The organism is Rhodococcus sp. no. 34, from assembly GCF_054589475.1.
The window spans coordinates 537,455-561,880 of sequence record NZ_BAAILK010000046.1 but is presented as its reverse complement, the minus strand read 5'-3'; the positions used below and the strand labels follow the sequence as shown (position 1 = coordinate 561,880).

27 protein-coding genes and 1 pseudogene are annotated in these 24,426 nt (G+C 62.5%); 18 read left to right on the top strand and 10 right to left on the bottom strand.

What is annotated here, in order from left to right; translation table 11 throughout:
• From ACYP01_RS23785 to ACYP01_RS23775, 3 genes and pseudogenes are all read left to right on the top strand, one after another.
• Positions 1-316, top strand: a pseudogene (locus ACYP01_RS23785) (TIGR03085 family metal-binding protein); the annotation flags it as partial.
• Between the two features lie 124 nt (positions 317-440).
• The gene (locus ACYP01_RS23780) at positions 441-3,212 is read left to right on the top strand and encodes a DNA translocase FtsK (protein WP_218748348.1); all 2,772 of its coding nucleotides are present in this window, start codon (positions 441-443) and stop codon (positions 3,210-3,212) included.
• A 45-nt stretch (positions 3,213-3,257) separates the two neighbouring features.
• On the top strand, positions 3,258-4,238 hold the full coding sequence (locus ACYP01_RS23775; RefSeq protein ID WP_054188534.1) for a TerC family protein: 981 nt from the start codon (positions 3,258-3,260) through the stop codon (positions 4,236-4,238).
• 16 nt (positions 4,239-4,254) lie between these two features.
• On the opposite strand, the gene ACYP01_RS23770 is transcribed toward ACYP01_RS23775, so the two are convergent.
• Together ACYP01_RS23770 and ACYP01_RS23765 are read right to left on the bottom strand one after the other, a co-directional pair.
• A complete protein-coding gene (locus ACYP01_RS23770) occupies positions 4,255-4,539 on the bottom strand; it encodes a YciI family protein (RefSeq protein ID WP_003942124.1) in 285 nt (94 codons plus the stop codon).
• A gap of 58 nt (positions 4,540-4,597) precedes the next feature.
• Complete coding sequence (locus ACYP01_RS23765; RefSeq protein WP_007735157.1) at positions 4,598-5,122, bottom strand: amino-acid N-acetyltransferase; 525 nt, start codon at positions 5,120-5,122, stop codon at positions 4,598-4,600.
• Between the two features lie 120 nt (positions 5,123-5,242).
• Here ACYP01_RS23765 and pgsA point away from each other — a divergent pair, with 120 nt between their 5' ends.
• The 5 genes from pgsA to pspM all read left to right on the top strand — a co-directional run bounded on the left by pgsA (position 5,243) and on the right by pspM (position 8,695).
• Complete coding sequence (pgsA, locus tag ACYP01_RS23760) at positions 5,243-5,884, top strand: CDP-diacylglycerol--glycerol-3-phosphate 3-phosphatidyltransferase (protein WP_003942125.1); 642 nt, start codon at positions 5,243-5,245, stop codon at positions 5,882-5,884.
• The gene (locus ACYP01_RS23755; RefSeq protein ID WP_003942100.1) at positions 5,881-6,378 is read left to right on the top strand and encodes a CinA family protein; all 498 of its coding nucleotides are present in this window, start codon (positions 5,881-5,883) and stop codon (positions 6,376-6,378) included. The genes pgsA and ACYP01_RS23755 overlap by 4 nt, the downstream gene beginning before the upstream one ends.
• A gap of 90 nt (positions 6,379-6,468) precedes the next feature.
• On the top strand, positions 6,469-6,849 hold the full coding sequence (locus tag ACYP01_RS23750; RefSeq protein ID WP_003942191.1) for a helix-turn-helix domain-containing protein: 381 nt from the start codon (positions 6,469-6,471) through the stop codon (positions 6,847-6,849).
• 156 nt (positions 6,850-7,005) lie between these two features.
• Positions 7,006-7,818: a phage shock protein PspA gene (gene pspA / locus ACYP01_RS23745; protein ID WP_003942098.1), complete on the top strand. Its 813-nt coding sequence runs from the start codon at positions 7,006-7,008 to the stop codon at positions 7,816-7,818.
• 31 nt (positions 7,819-7,849) lie between these two features.
• On the top strand, positions 7,850-8,695 hold the full coding sequence (gene pspM / locus ACYP01_RS23740) for a phage shock envelope stress response protein PspM (RefSeq protein WP_020907518.1): 846 nt from the start codon (positions 7,850-7,852) through the stop codon (positions 8,693-8,695).
• 39 nt (positions 8,696-8,734) lie between these two features.
• On the opposite strand, the gene ACYP01_RS23735 is transcribed toward pspM, so the two are convergent.
• The 3 genes from ACYP01_RS23735 to ACYP01_RS23725 are packed head-to-tail and all read right to left on the bottom strand — an operon-like array spanning position 8,735 to position 10,620.
• A complete protein-coding gene (locus ACYP01_RS23735) occupies positions 8,735-9,340 on the bottom strand; it encodes an energy-coupling factor transporter transmembrane component T family protein (RefSeq protein WP_042922628.1) in 606 nt (201 codons plus the stop codon).
• Entirely contained in the window at positions 9,337-10,017 is a 681-nt protein-coding gene (locus ACYP01_RS23730) for an energy-coupling factor ABC transporter ATP-binding protein (RefSeq protein WP_007735161.1), read from the bottom strand. The genes ACYP01_RS23735 and ACYP01_RS23730 overlap by 4 nt, the downstream gene beginning before the upstream one ends.
• Before the next feature lie 6 nt (positions 10,018-10,023).
• A complete protein-coding gene (locus ACYP01_RS23725) occupies positions 10,024-10,620 on the bottom strand; it encodes a biotin transporter BioY (protein WP_007735162.1) in 597 nt (198 codons plus the stop codon).
• A 225-nt stretch (positions 10,621-10,845) separates the two neighbouring features.
• On the opposite strand from ACYP01_RS23725, the gene ACYP01_RS23720 reads away from it, so the two are divergent.
• The 8 genes from ACYP01_RS23720 to recX all read left to right on the top strand — a co-directional run bounded on the left by ACYP01_RS23720 (position 10,846) and on the right by recX (position 17,348).
• Entirely contained in the window at positions 10,846-11,034 is a 189-nt protein-coding gene (locus ACYP01_RS23720; RefSeq protein ID WP_020907519.1) for a hypothetical protein, read from the top strand.
• A gap of 17 nt (positions 11,035-11,051) precedes the next feature.
• Positions 11,052-11,765 carry a PIG-L deacetylase family protein gene (locus ACYP01_RS23715; protein ID WP_003942135.1) on the top strand — a complete coding sequence of 238 codons (714 nt, stop codon included), beginning with the start codon at positions 11,052-11,054 and terminating at the stop codon, positions 11,763-11,765.
• 73 nt (positions 11,766-11,838) lie between these two features.
• The gene (locus tag ACYP01_RS23710) at positions 11,839-12,477 is read left to right on the top strand and encodes a TetR/AcrR family transcriptional regulator (protein WP_003942216.1); all 639 of its coding nucleotides are present in this window, start codon (positions 11,839-11,841) and stop codon (positions 12,475-12,477) included.
• 2 nt (positions 12,478-12,479) lie between these two features.
• Positions 12,480-14,015, top strand: coding sequence for a glycerol-3-phosphate dehydrogenase/oxidase (locus tag ACYP01_RS23705; RefSeq protein WP_459682751.1), 1,536 nt, complete (start codon positions 12,480-12,482; stop codon positions 14,013-14,015).
• Between the two features lie 12 nt (positions 14,016-14,027).
• Positions 14,028-15,191 carry a glycosyltransferase gene (locus tag ACYP01_RS23700; RefSeq protein WP_459682749.1) on the top strand — a complete coding sequence of 388 codons (1,164 nt, stop codon included), beginning with the start codon at positions 14,028-14,030 and terminating at the stop codon, positions 15,189-15,191.
• Positions 15,192-15,243: 52 nt separating this feature from the next.
• Positions 15,244-15,438 carry a DUF3046 domain-containing protein gene (locus tag ACYP01_RS23695; RefSeq protein WP_003942185.1) on the top strand — a complete coding sequence of 65 codons (195 nt, stop codon included), beginning with the start codon at positions 15,244-15,246 and terminating at the stop codon, positions 15,436-15,438.
• 288 nt (positions 15,439-15,726) lie between these two features.
• Positions 15,727-16,764, top strand: coding sequence for a recombinase RecA (gene recA, locus ACYP01_RS23690; RefSeq protein ID WP_007735170.1), 1,038 nt, complete (start codon positions 15,727-15,729; stop codon positions 16,762-16,764).
• An 8-nt stretch (positions 16,765-16,772) separates the two neighbouring features.
• A complete protein-coding gene (gene recX / locus ACYP01_RS23685; protein ID WP_042450677.1) occupies positions 16,773-17,348 on the top strand; it encodes a recombination regulator RecX in 576 nt (191 codons plus the stop codon).
• A gap of 116 nt (positions 17,349-17,464) precedes the next feature.
• Here recX and ACYP01_RS23680 read toward each other — a convergent pair whose 3' ends face one another.
• The 4 genes from ACYP01_RS23680 to gluA all read right to left on the bottom strand — a co-directional run bounded on the left by ACYP01_RS23680 (position 17,465) and on the right by gluA (position 20,828).
• Complete coding sequence (locus ACYP01_RS23680; RefSeq protein ID WP_030535555.1) at positions 17,465-18,361, bottom strand: amino acid ABC transporter permease; 897 nt, start codon at positions 18,359-18,361, stop codon at positions 17,465-17,467.
• The gene (locus ACYP01_RS23675) at positions 18,358-19,038 is read right to left on the bottom strand and encodes an amino acid ABC transporter permease (RefSeq protein ID WP_030535554.1); all 681 of its coding nucleotides are present in this window, start codon (positions 19,036-19,038) and stop codon (positions 18,358-18,360) included. Before ACYP01_RS23675 ends, ACYP01_RS23680 begins: the two co-directional genes overlap by 4 nt.
• Positions 19,039-19,138: 100 nt before the next feature.
• Positions 19,139-19,975 carry a glutamate ABC transporter substrate-binding protein gene (locus ACYP01_RS23670; RefSeq protein WP_030535553.1) on the bottom strand — a complete coding sequence of 279 codons (837 nt, stop codon included), beginning with the start codon at positions 19,973-19,975 and terminating at the stop codon, positions 19,139-19,141.
• Between the two features lie 124 nt (positions 19,976-20,099).
• Positions 20,100-20,828: a glutamate ABC transporter ATP-binding protein GluA gene (gene gluA / locus ACYP01_RS23665; RefSeq protein WP_007735175.1), complete on the bottom strand. Its 729-nt coding sequence runs from the start codon at positions 20,826-20,828 to the stop codon at positions 20,100-20,102.
• A 231-nt stretch (positions 20,829-21,059) separates the two neighbouring features.
• On the opposite strand from gluA, the gene miaB reads away from it, so the two are divergent.
• Complete coding sequence (miaB, locus tag ACYP01_RS23660; RefSeq protein ID WP_047271495.1) at positions 21,060-22,607, top strand: tRNA (N6-isopentenyl adenosine(37)-C2)-methylthiotransferase MiaB; 1,548 nt, start codon at positions 21,060-21,062, stop codon at positions 22,605-22,607.
• A complete protein-coding gene (locus ACYP01_RS23655; protein ID WP_003942155.1) occupies positions 22,604-23,194 on the top strand; it encodes an Rv2732c family membrane protein in 591 nt (196 codons plus the stop codon). Before miaB ends, ACYP01_RS23655 begins: the two co-directional genes overlap by 4 nt.
• Before the next feature lie 94 nt (positions 23,195-23,288).
• Here the strand turns inward: ACYP01_RS23655 and ACYP01_RS23650 are convergent.
• Positions 23,289-24,426, bottom strand: a 1,138-nt coding sequence (locus ACYP01_RS23650) for a DUF349 domain-containing protein (RefSeq protein WP_459682745.1), incomplete at its 5' end; no start/stop codon positions are given.

Genomic DNA, 24,426 nt, shown 5'->3' with positions numbered 1-24,426 from the left:
CCACCACGAAGATGTACGACGCGCACATCTGAACTGGGCGCCGCGTCCGTTGTCGGAGGGTCGGCAGGCTCAGCTGTGGAAGTACGCCCGGCAGATCGGCAAGATGGGTTACCGCAAAGCCGCTGTCGAGGTCATTTTCGAACTTCCGTCCGGCGAGAGTGCGGTCGTCCACAAATCCGGCTCTCGCAGTGTTGTCCTGCAGGGTGAACCCGCCGAGTTGCTGCTGCACGCTTTCGGTCGCAACGAGGTGAAGATCGAAGCCAAAGGTGAACTGGCCGACGTTCAATCCGTGATGGCGCTCGATCGCAGTTTCTGATGGCCCCCTTCTGCCGGAGCCGAGCTCGACAGACGGGTTGTGAAGATCACGTTTCGCACTCGCCACCAGTGTTGCTGGTGTTGCGGATGGTCCAGATGGGGTCGCACAGACTAGCCTGAACTCCATGGCAGGTAAGTCGAGCGCCCGGGGATCCAGTACAAGCACGTCTACGTCCAGGGCATCGACCAGGTCGTCAGCCTCTACTCCGAGCGCGCGCGCAACCGCAAAACCTCGTGCCTCGCGCACCACGCGAACCGTATCGACTCCTCGAAATGTCACGACTTCGGCCAGGGCTGGTGGGCGCCCCGCGTCGGGCAAAGGCTCCAAGCCGGCGCCCAAGAAGGCGTCCGGTACGTCGTCGGCCGCGCGCCGCCCGGTATCGAAAACCTCTCAGCGGGCCAGCCCGTTGGCCGCTGTGGGCAAGGGAATCGGAGCCGGGTGGTCCCTGGCTGCCCGCGGCGTCGGCGCCACCACACGCACCGTCAGTAAGGTCGGCGAGATCGAAGCCGGCCACCGCCGCGACGGAATAGCGCTCGGCCTGATCGCATTCAGCGTCGTCATCGCCGGTGGCGTCTGGTTCAAGGCCGGTGGTCCGATCGGCGGCGGCATCGACACCCTCGTGCGGGCGATCTTCGGCGCGGCCTCGGCCGTGCTCCCCATCGTCGGCGTCGGCCTCGCGATCCTGTTGATGCGCACCGAACCGAAACCTGAGATCCGGCCCCGACTGATCATGGGATCGCTGCTGGTCGGTCTGCCGGCGCTCGGCCTCTGGCACATCATCTCGGGTTCACCGACAGACGCCACCGGTCGCTCCAACGGCGCAGGGTTTGTCGGATACGTCGTGGGCGGCCCGCTCACCAACGGGCTCACCGTCTGGCTGTCTGCGCCGCTGCTGGTCATCGCCGCCGGATTCGGAATCCTCCTTCTGACCGGAACGACTCTGCGTGAGGTGCCGAGCAAGTTCCAGTCCTTCTTCGGCGCCTCGTATCGCTCGGATGAATACGGCGACTACGGATCCGAATTCGACGAGGACGGTGAGCACCACTACGGCGAATCTGCTTACGATCCTTCACTGTTCGACGCCGACGGCTACCCGGTCGACACCTACGCCGAGCCGCCGCTCAAGCCCGCCAAGCGGCCCAGCCGACGCGCACCGATCGACAACTACCCGACGGACGAGTTCGAGTCGGGCGACAAGAAGACCGAAGTCCTCGGACTGTGGAACGCCGACGACACCGCAGTACCCGACGAGCCCGTCGCGGCTGCGGCAGCGCCCGTGGTGGAGACTCCGGCGCCGCGCCCCAAGGTGCCGGCCCGTTCCGTCCCTATCGCCAAGCCCGTGCCGAAACCCGAACCGGAGCCGGAGGAGAAGGAACACTTCGTCACCGATCGGGTCACCGACGGCGACTACAACCTCCCGCCGACGACGTTGCTGATCGAGGGAGACCCGCCCAAGCTCCGCAGTTCTGCGAACGACGCGATGATCGAGGCGATCAGCGAAGTCCTAGAACAGTTCAAGATCGATGCCGCTGTTACCGGTTTCACCCGCGGACCGACGGTGACGCGCTACGAGGTCGAACTCGGCCCAGGCGTGAAGGTCGAGAAGATCACCGCGCTCGCCCGCAACATCGCCTATGCAGTGGCTACCGACAACGTCCGCCTCCTGGCCCCCATTCCGGGTAAGTCCGCGGTGGGCATCGAGGTACCGAACTCCGACCGCGAAATGGTTCGCCTTGCCGACGTTTTGAACGCGCCGAGCACTCGACGCGATCACCATCCGCTGGTGATCGGTCTGGGTAAGGACATCGAAGGTGACTTCGTCAGTGCGAACCTCGCGAAGATGCCCCACCTTCTGGTGGCAGGTTCGACCGGCTCGGGTAAGTCGAGCTTCGTGAACTCGATGCTCGTCTCGTTGCTCACCCGAGCAACGCCGGAAGAAGTACGGATGATCCTCATCGACCCCAAGATGGTCGAGCTCACGCCGTACGAAGGTATCCCGCACCTGATCACGCCGATCATCACTCAGCCGAAGAAGGCAGCGGCAGCGCTGGCCTGGTTGGTCGAGGAGATGGAACAGCGCTACCAGGACATGCAGGCCAACCGGGTGCGTCATATCGACGACTTCAACTCCAAGGTCAAGTCCGGGGAAATCACCGCGCCGCTGGGCAGCGAGCGCGTCTACCGCCCGTACCCGTACATCCTGGCGATCGTGGACGAGTTGGCCGACCTCATGATGACCGCTCCGCGCGACGTCGAAGAAGCAATCGTCCGCATCACCCAGAAAGCCCGCGCTGCCGGAATCCACCTGGTGCTGGCAACGCAGCGCCCGTCCGTCGACGTCGTCACCGGCCTGATCAAGACCAACGTGCCTTCGCGTCTGGCGTTCGCGACGTCCTCGCTCACGGACTCGCGAGTCATCCTCGATCAGCCCGGCGCCGAGAAGCTCATCGGTATGGGTGACGGCTTGTTCCTGCCCATGGGCGCCGGCAAGCCGACCCGTATGCAAGGCGCGTTCATCACCGACGAGGAAATCTCTGCGGTTGTCGACTTCGCGAAGAACCAAGCCGAGCCCGAGTACACCGAAGGTGTCACCGCACAGAAGGCCGGGGAGAAGAAGGACGTCGACCCCGACATCGGCGACGACATGGACGTCCTCTTGCAGGCCGTGGAACTGGTGATCACGAGTCAATTCGGTTCGACGTCGATGCTGCAGCGCAAGCTGCGCGTCGGGTTCGCCAAGGCCGGTCGACTCATGGATCTCATGGAAAATCGTGGCGTCGTCGGCCCCAGCGAGGGCTCCAAGGCACGCGAGGTTTTGATGAAGCCTGAGGAACTCGACGGTCTGCTGTGGTCGATTCGCGGTGGCGACCCGGACGAGGCACCCGCAGACGAGTAGCGACACCTCGGCGGACAAGCCGTCGACAGACGACCGGAGGAACCCGTGCATGTGACGCCGTTGGCTTGGGGAATCACGATCGTGGTGATCCTCGGCCTGTTCGTCTTCGACTTCTTCGCCCACGTCCGCACTCCGCATGCGCCGACGTTCCGGGAGTCCGCATTCTGGTCGACGGTCTACATTTCGATCGCCATCGTCTTCGGATTCGTCGTGATGTGGATCTGGGGCACCACGTACGGCGGTGAGTACTTCGCCGGCTACGTCACGGAGAAGGCGCTTTCGGTCGACAATCTGTTCGTCTTCGTGATCATCATGTCGACGTTCGCCGTCCCGCGAGAGTTCCAGCAGAAAGTCCTGCTGATCGGCATCGTCCTCGCATTGGTGATGCGCGGAATCTTCATCGGAGTCGGTGCGGCCGCCATCAATGCGTACAGCTGGGTGTTCTACCTCTTCGGTGCGTTCCTGATCTACACCGCGTACACCCTGATCCGCGATCACGGGCATGAGAAGGAAGCCGAGGAGAAGCGCGACAGTCGCATCATCTCACTCGTGAAGCGGGTGCTGCCGACAACCGAGGAATACGATGGGGACAAACTGATCACCCGGATCGACGGCAAGCGCGTCGTGACACCGTTGTTGTTGGCGCTCATCGCAATCGGGTTTGCCGACGTGCTCTTCGCGCTCGATTCGATTCCGGCGATCTACGGTCTGACCCAGGAACCGTATCTGGTGTTCACCGCCAACGCCTTCGCGCTGATGGGTCTACGGCAGCTGTACTTCCTGATCGGTGGGTTGCTCGAAAGGCTGGTCTATCTCTCGTACGGGCTCTCGATAATCCTGGCGTTCATCGGTGTGAAATTGGTACTTCACGCGTTGCACGAGAACACCCTCTCGTTCGTCAACGGAGGTGAACACGTCTCCGTCCCGGAAATCTCCACGGCACTCTCACTCGGAGTGATCATCGGAGTATTGGCGGTGACGACGGTCGCGAGCCTGTTGAAGACTCGCGACCGGGCGGGGGAGTAAGCCGGGGCCGGGGCTCTCAGGCGCTGAACTGACCCAACACCGGAACCCACTCGGTGATCCGGACCTTCTCGATCAAATCGGCGATCGCGAACGGATCGTGGGTGAAGAGGAGGGAAACGGTGTCGGCGTCTGCGGCGTCGACGATGATCAGCGCGCCGTTTCCATCTGCAAACGGGCCGGATGACAAGACGATCGAGCGGGAAACCAGATCCGCGAGCCACGCGCGGTGATCGCTACGGACTTCGTCGCGCTGAGCGTTCTTCTCGGGCGCGTAGGTGTATTCGACGAGGAACAACGACATCGTGAACCGCTTTCGGGGCTGGTGATCGAGATGGTGGTGTGTGAAGAGTCTGAACGGTTCAGAGAGTCAGGAGCATGCGAGTATTGCCGAGTGTGTTGGGTTTCACATAGCTCAGATCGAGGAACTCGGCGACGCCGGCGTCGTAGGACCGACACATTTCCGCATAGACCTCGGCGGTGACGGGGGTGCCGTCGATCTCCGCGAATCCGTGACGGTGGAAGAACTCGGTCTCGAACGTCAAAACGAACAACCGTTCCAACTCCAATTCCTTGGCGACCTCGATGAGTTTGTCGACGACGTGGAAACCTGCGCCCTGGCCTTTGGCGGTCGGATCGACTGCGACGGTGCGGATCTCACCCAGGTCCGCCCACAGCACATGCAGTGCGCCGCAAGCGATTACCTGGCCGCCTCGCTCGGCGACCCAGAACTCCTGGACTGCCTCGTACAGCGTCACGAGATTCTTCTCGAGGAGGATCTTGCCGGCGTAGATGTCGATCAGACGCTTGATTTCGGGGATGTCCGACGTTCGCGCGCGACGCACGATCAACTGGCTCTCGGTATAGGTCGGCGCGGTCGAAGTCATGTGGTGCACATTAGTCAATGGCCCTACCGATATTCTAAGTCGCGTGCCTGTCCGCCCCACGCAATTCCCGCGCCGCTCGGCTTTGTCCCGGGTTCGGCTCACCGCCTGTGCGGTGATCCGATGAGTACCCCGCGCGATCAGACCGACGCCCATCGCGCCGCCGTCGGCCCGTCCGACGGCACACCTGTCGCGGACAACCCGGTTCCGTTGCTGAACATCGCGAACATTCTCACGATGGTCCGAATGGTTCTCGTTCCGGTTTTTCTCGTTGTTCTGTTCGTCGACGGCGGACACTCGACGTGGTGGCGTCTCGGGGCAATGGGCGTGTTCATCGTCGCCGCGATCACGGATCGGATCGACGGCCAATTGGCTCGGAAGTACGGTCTGGTCACCGATTTCGGCAAACTCATGGACCCGATCGCGGACAAGGCGCTGATCGGAGCCGCGCTGATCGGGCTCTCGGTTCTCGGCGATCTGTCGTGGTGGGTGACCGGAGTGATCATCGCCAGAGAACTCGGAATCACGCTGTTGCGGTTCGCGGTACTGCGGCACGCGGTCATCCCGGCGGGCAAGGGCGGCAAGCTCAAGACCCTCGTGCAGGCCGTCGCGATCGGGTTCTACCTCTGCCCGCTGCCGAGCAGTTGGGACATCGTCAGCGGATTGCTGATGGCTGCTGCCGTCGTGCTGACGGTGGCGACGGGAATCGAATACATCGTGCAGGCGATCAGGCTTCGCGCCGGAGTTCGCGCAGTCGAGTCATGACGGACCCGCTGCTCGCACTCGGAGTGGTCGAACTCGTCGACGCCCTTGGCGCCGCGAGGCAGACTGTCGCCGCCGCCGAATCTCTGACGGCTGGATTGTTCACGGCTGCGGTCGCGTCCGTGCCGGGGTCGAGCGCGGTGCTGCGTGGGGGCCTGGTCGTGTATGCGACCGACTTGAAAGCGACGCTGGCGGGCGTGGATCCCGAGCGTCTGGCAACGGACGGCCCCGTGTCCGAGAGCACCGCCGTGGCGTTGGCGCTCGGCGCCCGGACGAGGTGCGGCGCCGACTGGGGTATCGGACTGACCGGAGTCGCCGGTCCGAGTGAGCAGGACGGACACCCGGTCGGAACGGTGTTTCTCGGTATCGCCGGCCCGGACGGAACCGAATGCGTACCGCTCGCGCTCGGCGGCGAACGGTGGGAGATTCGGACAACCGCAGTCGCAACTGCCGTGTCGCGGTTACGTGATCGTGTCGCAGAGCGTGCGGCACGATAGGCTCGGGAACCAATCGGATGTGTTCGGACGTTGACGATTGTGAAGACGTACGACCATGCACGATGAGGTCACGGATGAAGGAGGAGCGAGATGGCGCTGCTATTGCGTGAGGCAATCGGTGACAGTCTCCGGCGTACGCGCGTTTCGCAGAGCCGCACGCTACGTGAGGTGTCGAACAGCGCGCGTGTGAGCTTGGGCTATCTGTCCGAAGTGGAACGTGGGCGTAAGGAAGCATCGAGCGAATTGTTGGCGGCGATCTGTGATGCGCTCGCAGTCCCACTGTCCGACGTGCTGGTCGACGTGAGCGAGACCCTGGCCACGAAGAAGAGCGCTCCGGTAGCTGGTCGGCAGGTTGCCGAACCTGCCGTGTCTGCTTCCGGCTCTGTCTCGGCTTCTGGTTCGCCGACTATCGCACGCGACACCCGCGTCGTGATTCCGGCACCGAACGCTCGAAGGTTGGCGGCGGCGTAGCCACTACCGGCCGTAACCGATAGATTTTGTACGTAACCGCCGGTTTCCAGCAGGTGGGGTCAGAGCAGATAGGGCGCAGCCCTTGTTTCGGTGCGCGACGGTCGCGCTCCGGGTCGCGTTCGGCGCGGCGCATCAGATGGAGGCAGGATCAAACCAATGGCTAATCCTTTCGTCAAGGGCTGGAAGTACCTGATGGCGCTCTTCAATTCGAAGATCGATGAGAAGGCAGATCCAAAGGTTCAGATTCAGCAGGCGATCGAGGACGCACAGCGCCAGCATCAGGCGTTGTCCCAGCAGGCTGCGTCGGTGATCGGTAATCAGCGTCAACTCGAGATGAAGCTCAGCCGTCAACTCGACGAGGTCGAAAAGCTCAACGCCAACGCGCGCCAGGCCGTCAACCTCGCCGATCAGGCCGCTGCTGCCGGCGACAACGACAAGGCGATCCAGTACACCAACGCTGCCGAAGCTTTTGCGGCCCAGTTGGTGACGGCCGAGCAGGGCGTCGAAGATCTGAAGGCACTGCACGACCAGTCCTTGCAGGCCGCCGCTCAGGCCAAGAAGGCTGTCGAGCAGAACGCGATGACTCTGCAGGCAAAGGTTGCCGAGCGCACCAAGCTGCTCAGCCAGCTGGAGCAGGCCAAGATGCAGGAGCGCGTGAGCGAGTCCCTTCGGTCCATGGACAGCACGCTGTCGGCTCCCGGCAACACACCCAGCCTCGATGCTGTGCGCGACAAGATCGAGCGGCGTTACGCCGACGCACTCGGCTCTGCCGAGCTCGCCCAGAACTCCGTTCAAGGCCGCATGATGGAGGTCCAGCAGGCCTCGGTCCAGATGGCAGGGCACAGTCGCCTCGAGCAGATTCGTGCTTCCATGAAGGGCGAGGCACTGCCTTCCGGCGGCGCAGCAGCCACTCCTGCGACTCCGTCCGTCGAGAAGCAGCCCCCGGCTGCCGGTCAGACCGGGCAGTAGCCGAATCCTCGATGTCGGCAGTGATGCTCTGATGTTTTCTTCACGAGACGGTCGATCTGGGCGCGAGCCCCGGTCGGCCGTTCCCGTTTCCGTATCCGGCGCCTTCGGAGCGTTGGGACGCACCGCGGACACATTGCGCGAGGTCGGACTGTCTGCGGCGGATGCCGCTCGGCGGTGGCAGGACCCGCGCGCCAAATTCGAGCGCAAACGTGCCCGTGCACGTCGACGCGCTCAGCGTTGGGGTTTCATGTCCGGCGGATCAGTGGTCGGCACGGCCGGCCTTGCTGTTGCGTCGGCCCCCGAGTGGTCGGTGGTCGTGGCAGGCGGGGGAGCGGCACTGTTCGCGGTTCCCGCCGTCATCGCGGTCGGCCGTTACCGTTCGATGAGTTCCGGCCCACCGCCGTCGGCGCCGATTCGCCGGCGCTTGCCACCGTCGTCGTCTCGCGCGTTCATCCCGATGTCTCGCCTCATCGGCGCCGAGACTTCGCTGTTCGAGATCTTGAGTGTGCTCAGACGCGCCGACACCATCGACCCCGGTGAGTTGGACGAAATCACTGTTACCGCCGATTCGGCACTGAGAGCGATGTTCGCGGTGTCTTCGGATGTCGTCGCGATGGAACGCGCTGTGGCCGCGACGCCGAAGGTAACCGAACCTCTTGATCCCACCATCGACGGCGCAGTCCGTGAGTTGCAGTCGGGGTTGGATCAGTACGAGGATCTGGTGACTTCGGCAGCTGCTCTGACAGCGCCTCACAGCCCGTCGGCGCTCGTGGGATTCAACCGAGAGCTTTCGGCGCTGCACGCGGCCGCCGAGCGGCTCTCGGCGCTTGCCGACGCCATCGGCGAGGTGGACGACATCACCCGCAAGTACAACTGATCGGCTCTCGCGCCTGATCGATGCACACTGTTCGAAATCTCAGTCGTCGGCGCCGCGGGCCGCCAATGCTTCGCCCATTGCGTCCGCGGTCATCAGGGTGCCGACGATGACCGGCACTGCGAAGGATCGCAGCGAGAATCCGAGCCCTCGCGCCTTGCGTGCCTCGGACACCTGTGTGATGACCTCGAACATCAGCGGGATACACCGGATCGTCATTGCGAGGAGCAAGGCGATCCGTTCGGGATTGACGCCGAAGCGTCGCAAGGGTGTCAGAAATCTGGTGATCGCGTCGAGCATCTCGGAGATCCGTGTGGTCAGACCCATGATCGCCGCGAAGGCGATCGAAATGATCAGAACCCCGCAAACGACGGCCGCTCGCTGCCATCCCGCGACTACCAGCTGGAACGCCCCGATGAAGAGCAACATCCACAGCGCCGGACGCAGCTGCCGGATTGCAGTCATCGGAGGAATGCGCGCAATCGCGTACAGGGCCACAACGACGATCGTGGGAGCTGCCAGTTGCCACGGCTCACGCACGAAGATCGAGACGGCGAGGATGGCCACGACCAAGGCGAAGAGCTTGATTCCCGTCGGCATCCGGTGCAGGAGTGAGCGGCCCGGACGGTAGACGCCGAGAGTGGTCACGAGACCAACGACCGGTAGTGATCGATGGAGTCGGCGGGGGAACCGTCAGCGACGACGCGGCCTTGGTCGACGACCAACACCCGTTCGAAGGACTCGAGGAGATCGAGTTGGTGGGTCACGACGATCAGTTGCTGATCGAGTGACTCGAATACCGAGCTGATCAGCCGAGAGTTGCGAAGGTCGAGGAGCGTGGTGGGTTCGTCGGCGACGAGTACGTTCGGTTCCGTCACCATGATGGCCGCGAGCGCGAGGAGCTGTTTCTGCCCGCCCGAAAGCTGGTGGGTGGGATGGTCGGCGTGCCCGGCGAGGCCGTAGCGTTCGAGCACCGAGGCCACCTTTGCGGCGCGCTCGGCTTTGCCCAATCCGCTACGGCGGAGCGAGAATTCGATGTCCTCGGCAACCGTCGGCATCACGATCTGGTGGTTGGGATCGGTGAAGACGAATCCGACCTGCTTGCGTACGTCGCGGCCCTTCTTCGCCGTGTCCAAGCCGTTGACGTGGACGTGTCCTTCCGTTGGAACGACCAGTCCGTTGATCATGCGAGCGAGCGTCGACTTGCCGCTTCCGTTCGCACCCACGATTCCGATTCGCTGCTCGCTCAGTCGCAGATCTATCTGCTGCAGGACCGTTCGTTCACCGAAGCTGTGTCCGACGTTCTCGAAGACGATCTCACTCATCGGAGATTAATTCGCCACCACGGTCTTGTTCGACGAGATCACCGAGTCGCGCAGTAGTGCCGGGTATGCCCGGTGAACCTGGGACGCGACCAACGCGGTGACGACTGCTTTTGCGGCGTCGAGCGGGATGAAGGCGGCGTTGGCCGACCATGCGGCAACGAAGCTCATGTGTCCGCGGACCATCATTCCTACGATGCCGAACGCGTAGAGAACGACGACGCCGCCGAGGAGGTTGATGCCGATGCCCGCGATGATCCGGTACTTGGGCAGCATCTTGGCGGTCAGCCATCCGATGACAAACGCCGTCGGGATCCAACCGATGAGGAATCCGGCTGTCGGGCTCGAGAGAGACACGAGTGCGGTGCGACCGCCGGCAAGGACCGGTAGACCGACCAATCCCAGAGCAATGACCGTCAGGACGGCGAGAACACCCTTGCGCGGTCCGAGTAGAGCGCCGGCCATCATGACGCCCATGGACTGAAGGGTGATCGGCACGCCGGAAATGCCGATGTTGATCGACCCGGGTAGGCCCAGCGCGATGATGAGTGCGGCGAAGACGGCTACATGCGCGAGATCGCGAGCGGGGAAACGGGTCGTAGACACTGCGGACGTGCTCCTTCGGCATACGGGATCGAACTTCGCGAGTTTACGCCAGGAGCAAGCTCCCATGGGTTGGACACCTGACCTGCGTGAGGGCCGGTCTCGGGGTGAACCCTGATCTTTACCTGAACTTGCCGCTGAGCTGCTGCTTTGTCACGCCAGACCTGTCAGGCTGGTTCTACGGACGACGCAGCACCTGTCCGATTCGACTGATTATTCAACGGCACGTTGGAGGTAAGCATGTTTTGGAAGATCGTTTTGGCCGTCGTACTGGTGTGGGTCGCACTCGCGGTGGTCGGTGCGCTGATCAAGGGGCTTTTCTGGGTTCTGGTGGTCGGCGCTGTCGGCTTCGGAATCTACTTCCTGGTGAAGGCGATGTCGGGAAGTGACGACAATTCGCCCGCTTCGCGGTTCTGACGGGCAAGATCTGCCCTATGGAAAACTTCCCCGAGGACTGGCAGCGCGCGATTGTCATCGTGGCGCATCCCGATGACATCGAATACGGCGCAGCCGCAGCAGTGGCGCAGTGGACCGATCGCGGCAAAGACGTGCGATATGTCCTGGCCACGCGCGGCGAGGCCGGAATCGCCGGTCTGTCGCCCGAAGAGTCCGGCCCGATCCGCGAGGAAGAAGAGCGTCGCTCGGCCGCGATCGTCGGTGTCGGTGAGGTGGAGTTCCTCGGCCTGCCCGACGGTCGTCTCGTGGAAGGCTTGGAGTTGCGCTCGACTCTCGCCGCAGCAATTCGCCGCCACCGTCCGGAATTGGTGGTGACGATGAACTTCTCCCACACCTGGGGCCCCGGCTATCTGAACAGCGCAGATCACCGTGCACTCGGGATCAGCGTTCTCGACGCAACTGCCGACGCAGCAAACGAATGGATCTTTCCCTCGTTGACGGCGCAGGGACTGGCGCCGTGGCCCGGTGTTCGGTGGGTTGCGGTCAATACGATGACTCCCACACACTTTGTCGACGTGACGTCGACGGTCGATCGCGCCGTGGATTCGCTCGCGGAACATGCGCGATATCTGGCGGCGCTGAGTTCCACGCCGATCCGGGAACAGGCGCGCGCACAGATCGACATGGTCAGCGGACCGAAGCCTGGTTTCGACGCCGAGCGAGCAGTTGGTTTCGAGTTGTACTATTTCTGATGATCTCTGAGCGAGAGAAATCGCAAGTCCCGACGGGATTACCGGTGACTTGTCCGGTATTGTGTTACACACGATGGTAATCCGTAACGCAGATGACTCAATTGCCCCTCGCAAGGCAGATGGTCAGCGCATCCCCAGCCGCGAGATCGACGACGTGATTCTCGACGCAGCAAGGTCGTGTGTCCTCGATTTCGGAATGCAGCGAACCACACTTGCCGAGATCTCGCGTCGCGCCGGCGTGAGCCGACCGACGGTCTACCGGCGATGGCCGGACACGCGAGCTGTCGTCGCGGACCTGCTCACCCGGGAGATCCGATCGGTGCTGCCCGAGGTGACCTTCAACGGGTCTGCCGGCACGTTGCTCGTGGAGGCGATCGGTGACGTCGTCGGCCAGATTCGCGACCATCCGCTCTTCGTGAAAATTCGGCAAGCCGATCAAGAATTGCTGACGACCTACATCGTGGACCGGCTCGGCGCGAGCCAGAAGTCGATTCTCGAGCTGATCACATCCGTTGTCGCGGCCGGCCAACAGGATGGTTCGATTCGCGAGGGAAGCGTCAACGAGATCGCGGCGATGGTTCTACTGATGGCTCAGTCCGTCGTCATTTCTGCCCCGACTCTCGAGCCGGAGCTTTCCTCCGATGCGTCGGTCGAGCAACTTCGATATGCGGTCGCTGCTTATCTGGCACCCGTCAAGAATTCGGGAGAATAGCTGTGAGCCCCCTAGATTCAGCAGGCAGCGATTCAGCGCTCAACGCACAACGGCGTACTCGTGAACTCGAGCAGTTGGCGAACGGCGATTCGGTCGACGTCCTGGTGATCGGCGGCGGAATCACCGGTGTCGGTGTCGCTCTCGACGCCGTGACTCGTGGGCTCAGTGTTGCGCTGGTCGAAAAGCACGACCTCGCGTTCGGCACCAGCCGCTGGAGTTCGAAACTCGCACACGGCGGCCTTCGGTACCTGGCTTCCGGCAATGTCGGTATAGCGCGTGAAAGTGCGGTCGAGCGCGGCATTCTCATGACGCGCACCGCGCCTCACCTCGTTCGCGCCATGCCTCAACTCGTACCGCTGTTGCCCGAAACGTCGTTCTTCGGGAAGGCCCTGGTGCGTACCGGTTTCCTGGCCGGTGACGCTCTGCGCATGTCGGCGCGAACCCCGGCTTCGGTGCTGCCCAGATCACGGACGGTCAGCGCTGCGCGGGCGCGCGAATTGGCTCCCGCGGTCAAGCAGGAGAACCTACGAGGCGCCTTGACCGCGTTCGACGGGCAGCTCATCGACGACGCCCGCCTCGTCGTCGGTATCGCCAGAACCGCAGCGTCGCACGGCGCGCGAATCCTGACCCGCGTCGGTGCATACGACGTATCCGGAACGTCGGCCACCTTGCGTGACGAGTTGACCGGATCCGAGTTCTTGATGCGTGCCCGCGTCGTGATCAATGCGACCGGTGTCTGGGCTGATCAGGTCGACTCCAGCATCACCCTGCGCCCAAGCCGCGGGACGCACCTGGTGCTCGATGCAGCGCGATTGGGGAACCCCACGGCAGCGCTGACCGTGCCGATTCCCGGCGAGACCAACCGTTTCGTCTTCGCCCTGCCCGCGCAGCTCGGCCGGATCTACCTCGGGTTGACCGACGAAGCAGCGCCGGGGCCGGTGCCAGACGTGCCGTCGGCGTCCGAGGACGAGATCGACTTCCTGCTCGACACCGTGAACACGGCGTTGGAAGTTCCGCTGACCCGTGGGGACGTCTTGGGGACCTTCGCGGGTCTGCGTCCGCTGCTGGACACCGGTGAAGGCTCGACGGCCGACCTCTCGCGCAATCACGCTGTAGTCCGTTCGGACTCGGGCTTGGTCACGGTGGTGGGCGGAAAACTCACGACGTACCGCAAGATGGCCGAAGACGCCGTCGACGCTGCGGTCGAGGTCGGGTCGCTGAGCGCCGGGGCATGTCGGACACGCGCGTTGCCGCTGGTAGGCGCTGCATCACCGGCGGAATTGAAGAAGATCAAGGCACCCGCGTCATTGGTGGCGCGATACGGCACCGAGGCCGAGGTCGTTGCCGCGGCGAGCGGCGATCGTCTCCGGTCGGTTGCGGACTTGGAGATCTGCGGTGCCGAGCTCGATTTCGCGGTGTCGCATGAAGGCGCCCTCGACGTCGACGACGTCCTCGATCGCAGGACGAGAATCGGATTGGTGGCTTCGGATCGCGAACGCGCACTGGGTGCGGCGGAACAGGCCTTTCACTCGGTGTGACACTCTGATCCGGTGCGTGTAGCCGTTGTTGCCGGGCCGGACCCGGGTCATGCTTTTCCCGCAATAGCGTTGTCGCTGGCGTTGATCCAGGCCGGCGACGAACCGATCCTGTACACGGGGACCCGGTGGGTCGAGGCAGCGCGAGCAGCCGGCGTGGAAGCCGAGCCGCTCAAGGGCTTGGCCCCGCGGCCGGGAGACGACGATCTTGATGCAGGCGCTCGGATTCATTCGCGCGCCGCCTATATTTCCACCGAACTGCTTCCCGACCTGAAGTCCGTCTCTCCGGATCTCGTCGTTTCCGACATCCTCACTGCCGGAGGCGGATTGGCCGCCGAAAGACTTGGCATCCCGTGGGTGGAACTCTCGCCTCACCCGCTGTACTCACCTTCACGGGGGTTGCCGCCGATCGGCAGTGGGCTCGCTCCCGGCGTCGGAATTCGTGGTCGACTCCGCGATACCCTGATGCGCGCAGCGACGGGACGTTCGATCAAGCAAGGGTTGGCCCAGCGATCCCAGGCCCGTGTCGGTGTCGGACTGCCCGCTCTGGATCCCGGTCCGCAAGCGCGGCTGATCGCAACACTTCCGGCACTCGAAGTGCCTCGCCCCGACTGGCCGGAGCGCGCTCACGTCGTCGGACCGCTTCTGTGGGAGCCGACCGAGGTGATTCTGGATCCACCGCCAGGTGACGAACCGCTGGTTATGGTGGCGCCCTCCACGGCGCACACCGGCGCAGTGGGAATGTTCGAGGGCACGGTCGAAGGACTCGGCGGAGCCGGTGTGCGGCTGATCGCGTCGATGCTCGACGGGGCTGAAGGCGAGCATCCCGATTGGGTTCGTGCAGGTCTCGGACGCCAGGACGCGATGCTGCGTGACGCGTCGGTGTTGGTATGTGGCGGCGGGCACGGCATGTTGGCGAAGGCCCTGCTGGCCGGCGTGCCGACGGTCGTCGTTCCCGGGGGCGGGGACCAGTGGGAGTTGGCCAATCGCGCTGCGCGGGCAGGGACGTCGGTGATCGTGCGGCCCGCAGATGCTCAGTCGATTCGCGATGCCGTACTGCAGTTGCTCTCCGACAAACGATTCGCGGAAGCTGCGAGAGCGGCTGCCGCGACTGCGTCGCAGGTCACCGATCCGGTGGCGGTGTGCCGACAGGTGGTCAACGGAGGTGTGACGGCGTGAGCACGTTGCGCCTGAATGCAGGTGCACCGCTCTGTGGACTACGGTGGCGGCTGTGCGGTTGACCGAATTTCATGAAATGGTGCGCGAAGAGTTCGGGCAGGTACGAGGCGACTCGATGCTGATCGACCATGTACTCCAGAGTCTCGACGGAATGACTGCCGCGGAGGCCGTCGAAGCAGGCTGGGAGCCTCGCGAAGTGTGGCGTGCGCTCTGTGTGGAGTTCGACGTACCACCCGCCCGCCGCTGATTCTTCGGCGTGTCGAACGTCTCCCATCTTCTGTTCGAACACGTGTTCGTCTATGCTGAACCTGTTCGGTGGTGACGCTTCTTTGGTAACTGCGAACTTTCGATGTTCTACAAACGCGGTGACCTACAAACGCGGTGATCGACAAGCGCTAAAGCAAGATCGAAAAGTCTGTCGGTGGCCGGATCTACTCTGATCGCAACACACCAACAGGGTCGGCTCAGGCAGGCGCTGAAGAGACGGAGTCTGCTCAGGCAGGCACTGAAGACTGAAACAAGGATGGGGATCACGATGGCACCACAGGCACCTGATCGGGACAAGGCACTCGACCTCGCGTTGGCGCAGATCGACAAGAACTTCGGCAAGGGTTCGGTGATGCGCCTGGGTGAGGGTGTCCGCCAGCCCATCGCCGTCATTCCCACCGGTTCCATCGCGCTCGACGTCGCGCTGGGTATCGGCGGACTGCCGCGTGGCCGCGTCATCGAGATCTACGGCCCGGAGTCCTCGGGTAAGACCACCGTGGCACTGCACGCAGTTGCCAATGCTCAGGCCAACGGCGGCATCGCGGCGTTCATCGACGCGGAGCACGCACTCGATCCCGACTATGCAGCCAAGCTGGGCGTCGATACCGATGCACTCCTGGTCTCGCAGCCCGATACGGGTGAGCAGGCCCTCGAAATCACCGACATGCTGATCCGTTCAGGCGCCCTCGACATCGTCGTGATCGACTCCGTGGCCGCTCTTGTTCCTCGCGCCGAGATCGAAGGCGAGATGGGTGACAGCCACGTCGGTTTGCAGGCTCGACTGATGAGCCAGGCGCTGCGCAAGATCACCGGTGCCATGAACAACTCGGGCACCACCGTCATCTTCATCAACCAGCTTCGCGAGAAGATCGGTGTGATGTTCGGTTCTCCCGAAACCACCACCGGTGGTAAGGCACTGAAGTTCTACGCTTCGGTCCGCCTCGACATCCGTCGTATCGAAACTCTCAAGGACGGTACCGACGCAGTGGGTAACCGCACTCGCGTCAAGGTCGTCAAGAACAAGGTCGCGCCGCCGTTCAAGCAGGCCGAGTTCGACATTCTCTACGGCCAGGGCATCAGCAAGGAAGGCTCGCTCATCGACATGGGTGTCGAGCACGGGTTCATCCGCAAGTCCGGCTCCTGGTACACCTACGAAGGTGACCAGTTGGGTCAGGGCAAGGAAAATGCTCGTAAGTTCTTGCTGGAGAACACCGATATCCGTGACGAGATCGAGAAGAAGATCAAGGAAAAGCTCGGTATCGGTGCTGACGTCACTGCAACCGACGAAGCTCCCGCCGACTTCTGAGTTCAGTCATGAGCTTCGACGACGGTGACAACGGCGAGAATGCTCGTGAAGAGTACGGCGCTCCTCGGCGTCGATCCCGTCAACGATCCGAGAAGCCGTCGCAACGCGCAGAAGGTGGGACGGAGGCGCAGGCCAAAGATGCTTGCCTACGCCTCCTGACCGACCGGGCGCGCAGTCGTTCCGAGCTGGAAACAAAGCTGAGCGGGCGCGGCTTCGAGCCCGAGATCATTGCCAAGGTCCTCGATCGACTCCAAGAAATCGGGTTGATCGACGACGCAGACTTCGCGAACCAGTGGGTTCATTCGCGGCATACGTACTCGGGCAAGGGAAAGCGTGCGCTTGCAGTCGAGTTGCGGCTCAAAGGAATCGACCAGGACACCGCTTCCGAAGCGTTGTCACAGATCGATCCGGAAGATGAACGCGAGCGAGCAGCGGAGCTGGTTCGGCGGAAGCTGAAGAACAAGCCCGTCGATGATCGTGACAAGGTCACGCGTCGACTGGTCTCGATGCTGGCACGCAAGGGATATTCAGCTGGGATGTCGTACGAGGTGGTCAAAGCCGAGATGGCTGCTGCAGAGCTGTAGGTAACCAGACCGTAGGCAAAAAGCACCGTTGGCATCGAATACCAAGAGCGGGGTGTGTCACCGGATTCGGTGACACACCCCGCTCCTCGTGTCAGTGGAACAGCAGGTCGATCAGCTCACGGCTTGGTCAGGTCCATACCCGGTACCGAAACGGCAGCGTCGCCAACCGGAGCCGCGACGGGCCCCTTGCCCTTTCGCTTCCCGGACCGCAGGCGCTTCTCCACCTTGGTTGCCAGGTACGTGAGCGAGGAGTTCAGGATGATCATGATGACCGCAGCCACCATGAGTGCCGGAAGGTAGTTCTGAAATGCAGCGCCCAATTGCGTGGACTGCCGAACAAGTTCGGTGTAGCCGATGATGTAGCCCAGCGCTGAATCCTTGAGTGCAACAACCATTTGCGATATCAGTGCGGGGAGCATGGTTGTGACCGCCTGGGGTAGCAAGATCGTCACCATGATTTGAGATTTGCGCATGCCGAGAGCTTTGGCGGCTTCGCTTTGTCCACGGGGGAGTGAGTTGATTCCCGAGCGAACAATTTCCGCGATCACCGATCCGTTGTAGAGCGTCAAACTCACCACGACGGCGGAGAGTGCCAAGTAGTCGAGCTTGACAATTTTGTACTCGGCAAAAACCGCATACATGAAGATGATCAGCAGCAGTACGGGAATTGCGCGGAACAATTCCACGATGACACCACTGACAACGCGTACTGCGCGGTGATCGGACAATCTGCCGATGCCGAGAATTGCGCCCAGGATCAGTGCAAGCACGATGGATAGTGCCGCCGCGATCAAGGTGCCTTTGATGCCGGGAAGCAGATAGGTCGTCCAGACGTCCGCCTGTAGGAAGGGATCCCATTTGGCCGATGTCAACTGCCCTTTGTCGTCGAGCGCGCGATACACGACCAACGCAATGGCGAGGGCGAGGACGGCTACGACAACCGACGCGAATCGGTACAGTGCCCGGGCCTTCGGGCCTGGCGCGTCGTAAAGAACGGTTGCTTGTTTGGTCATCGTGCGACCTCGAATTTCTTGGCGAGTTTGCCGAAGAGCAATCCCGTCGGCAGCGTCAAGATGACAAAGCCGACGGCGAAGATTCCTGCGGTCAAGAAGAGTGCGGCTTCGTTTTCGAGAATCTCCTTCATCAATTTCGATGCCTCGGACACGCCGATGACGGCGGCGACGGTGGAGTTCTTGGTCAGAGCGATGAGGACGCTACCGAGCGGTGCGATCACGGCGCGAAATGCCTGAGGAAGAACGATGAGTCGGAGGTTCTGGAGGAAGGTCAGCCCTAGGGATCGTCCTGCTTCTGCCTGTCCCGCATGGACGGTGTTGATTCCGGCGCGGATCGACTCGCACACGAACGACGCGGTGTAGACGCTAAGTCCGAGGATCGCCAAACGGAAGTTGTTGTCGATCACGAAGGTTGACGAACTGGTTGATGCCAGACTGATGTCGAGAGTTTGGTACAGACCGAACACACAGAAGAGCAGAATCAGGGTGAGCGGCGTATTGCGGAAGACAGTGACGTAGGCGGCGCCGAGGAATCGGGCCACGGGTACGGGTGACACCCGCATGGCGGCAATAATCACTCCGAGGATCAATGCGCCGATCGCCGAGAAGATCGTGAGCTGGATAGTGGTCCAGAACGCTTCGAGTATCTGGCTTCCGTAATCGTCGATTATTTTCACTTACGGTCTCCCCAGTTCATGGGTCGTTGTTGAAAGTGCTTGCCCAGGTGGGATTTCCGAATATGGAAATCCCACCTGGAATGGCTACTGCTCAGTTGGATCAGTATCGGTCGACGGTGGGCGGAGCGGGCATCGTGTAACCGGACGGTCCGACCGTCTCGTTGAATGCTTCGGCCCACGCACCGGAAGAGATCATCTTCTCGATGGCATCGTTGACCTTGCCGCGACCTTCGGAATCGTCCTTCGCCAAGCCGATGCCGTAATTCTCCGTGGTGAACGGCTCACCGGCGATACGGAATGCGCCGGGGGACTGAGCCGCGTAGCCGGCAAGAATGATGTCGTCGGTGGTGACTGCGTCAACCTTGCCATTGCGTAGCGCCTCGACGCACGCCGAGTAGGTGTCGAACTCCTGGAGCTGGACGTCCTTGGCGTAGGTGTCCTTGACCTTCTGTGCGGGAGTGGAACCAGCCACCGAGCAGAGAATCTTGCCGCCGTTCAGAGATTCGGGGCCGGTGATGTCGGTATTGTCCGCGTTGACGAGCAGCGACTGGCCGGCGACGAAATACGGTCCGGCGAATCCGACCTTCTCCTTGCGAGCGTCCGTGATGGAGTACGTGGCGACGATGTAATCGACCTCACCGTTCTGGATCAACGTCTCGCGCTGGGCGGACGGTGATTCCTTGAACGTGATGTTCTCCGGTTTCACGCCCAGCTCGTTTGCGACGTACTTCGCGACCTCGACGTCGAAACCTGTGTACGTGCCGTCCGAATTGCGCAAGCCGAGTCCTGGCTGGTCGAACTTGATGCCGACGGTGAGCTTGCCGTCAGCAGCGTTCTCACTGATCGACTTGCTCTCCTCGCCGCCACCACAAGCCGTGGCAGCGAACGCGATAGCCATGATTCCGATTCCGAAACGGACGGAGCGATTGATCTTCATGAAGATCCTCTCAGTTGTCGACATGCAAACGGTGCAGTCGAGATGAACGGTGCAGCCGAGGTGAACGGTGCAGTCGAGCAAGTTGTCTTGTGGACGAGGACAGGACTGTCGGAGGGGACTGTGATCAGTGAGTGAGGATCTTGCCGAGGAAGTCCTTGGCCCGATCCGACTTCGGATGGGTGAAGAACTCTTCGGGCGTGGTGTCTTCGACGACCTGGCCGTCAGCCATGAACAGCACACGATCGCCGGCTTTGCGGGCGAATCCCATCTCGTGCGTGACCACGAGCATGGTCATGCCTTCCTTGGCGAGGGAAGTCATGACGTCGAGAACCTCGTTGACCATCTCGGGGTCGAGAGCGGAGGTGGGCTCGTCGAACAACATCACCTTCGGCTGCATCGCAAGAGCGCGAGCAATCGCGACGCGCTGTTGCTGACCGCCGGAAAGCTGCGCCGGGTACTTGTCGGCCTGATTGGCGATACCGACGCGCTCGAGCAATGCCTGCGCCGTCTTCTTGGCTTCGTCCTTCTTCGCCTTGCGGACCTTCATCGGTGCGAGCATGACGTTCTCGAGGATCGTCTTGTGTGCGAACAGGTTGAAGGACTGAAAGACCATCCCGACGTCGGCACGAAGTGCGGCAAGTGCTTTGCCCTCCTCGGGGAGCGTCTTGCCGTCGACGGCGATGGTGCCCGAGTCGATGGGTTCCAGGCGATTGATGGTGCGGCACAGAGTCGACTTACCGGAGCCCGACGGACCGAGGACGATCACCACTTGGCCCTTGGGTACCTCGAGATTGACCTCTTGCAGGACGTGAAGTTCCCCGAAGTGTTTGTTCACCGAGGTCATCGAAATCATGGATGTGGAATCGCCGGAGGTGGTCGGCGTCGTCGCATCGTCGGCTTGGGTCATAAACGAGAACCTTAGGCGTAGTTTGCGTCGACGCCCGTGATTTCGCCATGGTTCTTGCCATATGTAATGGAAATTTTACTGTGACGACGTTTATGTCGCGTTTCGGCTGTTTATCAGGGCGTTATTACACGTCGTAGTGGACGTGAGCTAGGCTGAAGCGTGTCACTGATCGACGAAATGTCCCCTGCACTTCCGGAGCCGACTGCAGTTCCGGAGCCGACTGCGAAGTCTGTTCGCACCTACGAGGTGCGGACGTACGGCTGTCAGATGAACGTCCACGATTCCGAGCGACTGTCCGGTCTGCTCGAGGACGCCGGGTATTCGAAGGCGGAGACCGGAACCGATCCTGATCTTGTCGTCTTCAACACGTGTGCGGTCCGCGAGAACGCGGACAACAAGTTGTACGGCAACCTCAGCCAGCTCGCCCCGAACAAGGAGGCGAACCCCGACATGCAGATCGCGGTCGGCGGGTGCCTGGCGCAGAAGGATCGTGACACCGTCGTCAAGAAGGCGCCGTTCGTCGATGTCGTCTTCGGCACTCACAACATCGGCTCGCTGCCCGCGCTGCTCGATCGTGCGCGTCACAATCAGCGCGCCGAGGTCGAAATCCTCGACGCACTCGAGGCGTTTCCGTCGACACTGCCAGCCAAGCGCGAATCTGCTTATGCAGGTTGGGTTTCCATCTCGGTGGGCTGCAACAACACGTGCACGTTCTGCATCGTTCCGGCCCTGCGTGGCAAGGAAGTGGATCGACGTCCCGGCGACATTCTGGCCGAGGTGCAGGCACTCGTCGACGAGGGTGTCTCGGAAGTAACCCTGCTCGGACAGAACGTCAATGCCTACGGCGTGTCGTTTGCCGATCCGGAGCAACCGCGCGATCGCGGAGCCTTCGCCTCCCTCTTGAAGGCATGTGGACACATCGACGGCCTCGAACGGGTGAGGTTCACATCGCCGCACCCGGCAGAATTCACCGACGACGTCATCGAAGCGATGGCAACCACTCCCAACGTCTGCCCGCAGCTGCACATGCCGTTGCAGTCCGGTTCGGACAAGGTTCTCAAAGCGATGAAGCGCTCGTACCGCAAGTCGAAGTACCTCGGGATCATCGAGAAGGTGCGCGCCGCCATGCCGCACGCCGCCATCACCACGGACATCATCGTCGGGTTCCCGGGGGAGACGGAGGAGGATTTCGAGGAGACGCTGGACGTCGTGCGTAAGGCGCGATTCTCCAACGCCTACACCTTCCAGTACTCCAAGCGCCCGGGCACGCCGGCGGCGGAGATGGCCGATCAGCTTCCCAAAGAGGTTGTCCAGGAACGCTACATGCGATTGCTCGCCGTTCAGGAAGAAGTGAACATCGAGGAAAATCGCAAGCTCGTCGGCACCGAGGTCGAACTCTTGGTGGCAGCGGGGGAGGGTCGGAAGAACGCGGCGACTCAACGTCTCAGTGGTCGCGCGCGAGACGGCCGCCTGGTGCATTTCCGCCCCGAGGGAAACCTCGACGGCACAATCCGACCCGGTGACGTGGTGACGGTCGTCGTCACCCACGGAGCCCCTCATCACCTCGTGGCAGATGACGGAGTGCTCACGCACCGTCGGACCCGCGCCGGTGATTCGTTCGAAAAGGGCATCACACCCAAGACCCCGCCCATCGGCGTAGGTCTCGGACTACCGAAGATCGGTGCCCCGGCCCCACAACCCGTCCAGATGGGATGCAACGCATGACCTCGCAACACGAGAACACGACACCACAGCCGGGCGACGACGCCTTCGAGGGCTACCGCAAGGATCTCGACGACGCGGAACGCAAGGTCGCGGGAGAAATCGATCCGGGTGTGCGCGCCATGGTTGTCGCGGTTGCGGTGCTCGTGCTGGTCGGCACCCTTGCCCTGCCCCATGCGGGAGTTGCGAACGGCTGGGATGTGCTCGCGTACAACCAGGACGCGGAAACCGAACGGATTGCACTGTTCTCACGCTTGTTCGTGTGGTTCGTCGTCATCTTCGGCATCGGATTCTCGATGCTCGCGCTGGTCACGCGGCGTTGGAGTCTGGCCTGGGTCGCACTCGCCGGCAGTGCCGTGGCGAGCGCTCTCGGCATGATGGCCGTCTGGTCGCGTCAGACCATTCCCGCCGGTTTCAATGTGGCAGGACCGTCGATCGGGCTGATCATCGGATGGTTTGCCGTCGTGTTCTTGACCTTCCATTGGCTCAAGGTGGTCTGGACACGAACCAACATTCAGCTCGCTGCCGAGGAGCAACGCCGGATTGCTGCGGCCGAAGCCGAGAAGCATCAGGAATGGAACGTCGGCTGACACAGCAGGCAGTCCGTCCAAAGCACAAGACAACGCCGGCTGACTCCTTTCGGAGTCAGCCGGCGTTTTTGTTGTCTTTACAGCTCGTCGTCGATTACTCGTTGACGGCGCTTTCGGCAGCTTCGGCCCACTCACGCCACTGCTTGGCCTGAGCGAGAGCCTTCTCGGCGTCCTTCGTCTTGCCGGCAGCCTGAGCCTTGGCGGCCTGCTCCTCGAACTGGCTCACCCGCTCCTTGAACTGCGCGACCCGGGCAAGTGCTTCCGGATCGGTGCGACGCCACTCGGCGTCGACCGCGTCGCGCACCTTGGTTTCGATGGCCCGGAGCTTCGCTTCGAGTTCCTGCATTCGGTCGCGCGGCACCTTGCCGATCGCGTCCCACTTCTCCTGCAGGTCGCGAAGCGCTGCACGAGCATTCTCGAGTCCGTGCGCCGGGTCGATGTTCGCGTTCGCAGCGAGCAGCTCTTCCTTCGCGACTGCGTTCTGCTCGAATTCGGCGTCGCGCTCGGATGCAGCAGCGTTGCGCGCGGCGAAGAACACGTCCTGAGCGCCCTTGAAGCGCTTCCACAGGTTGTCGTCGGCCTCGCGCGGTGCGCGGCCGGCAGCCTTCCACTCGCTGAGCAGATCGCGGAATTCCCCGGCGGTCTGTCCCCATTCAGTGGAGGTCGACAGCTTCTCGGCGCGCTCGACCAGTTCTTCCTTCGTCGAACGGGCGCTCGCACGATCCCGGTCGAGTTCGGCGAAGTGCGCTCCACGTCGTCGGTTGAAGGACTCGCGAGCCTTGGAGTACCGCTTCCACAGCGCGTCGTCGACCTTGCGGTCGATTCCGCGAATCGTCTTCCACTCGTCGAGAATCTCGCGCAGTCGATCACCCGCGGTCTTCCACTGGGTCGACTCCGAGCCGATCTGCTCGGCCTCGACTGCGAGGGCCTCCTTGCGGGCGGTGCTTGCCGCGCGCGACTGTTCCTTCTCTTCCTTCGCGTGCGCTGCGGCCTCGTCGGAACCGGCAACGATCACGTCGAGTCGGCGAGCCAAAGCGTCGAGGTCACCGATCACTGCAGCGGTCGAGAGGGATTCGGACAGAGCGATGGCGGCAGCCTTGGTCTTCTTGGCGTCTCCGGCGCCCGACGTCAGTCGCGCCTCGAGTAGCGAGACCTCGGTCGCGAGGTCGTCGTAGCGACGACCGAAATGGGCGAGGCCCTCGGTGGCGTCGCCGGCCTGCCACGAACCGATC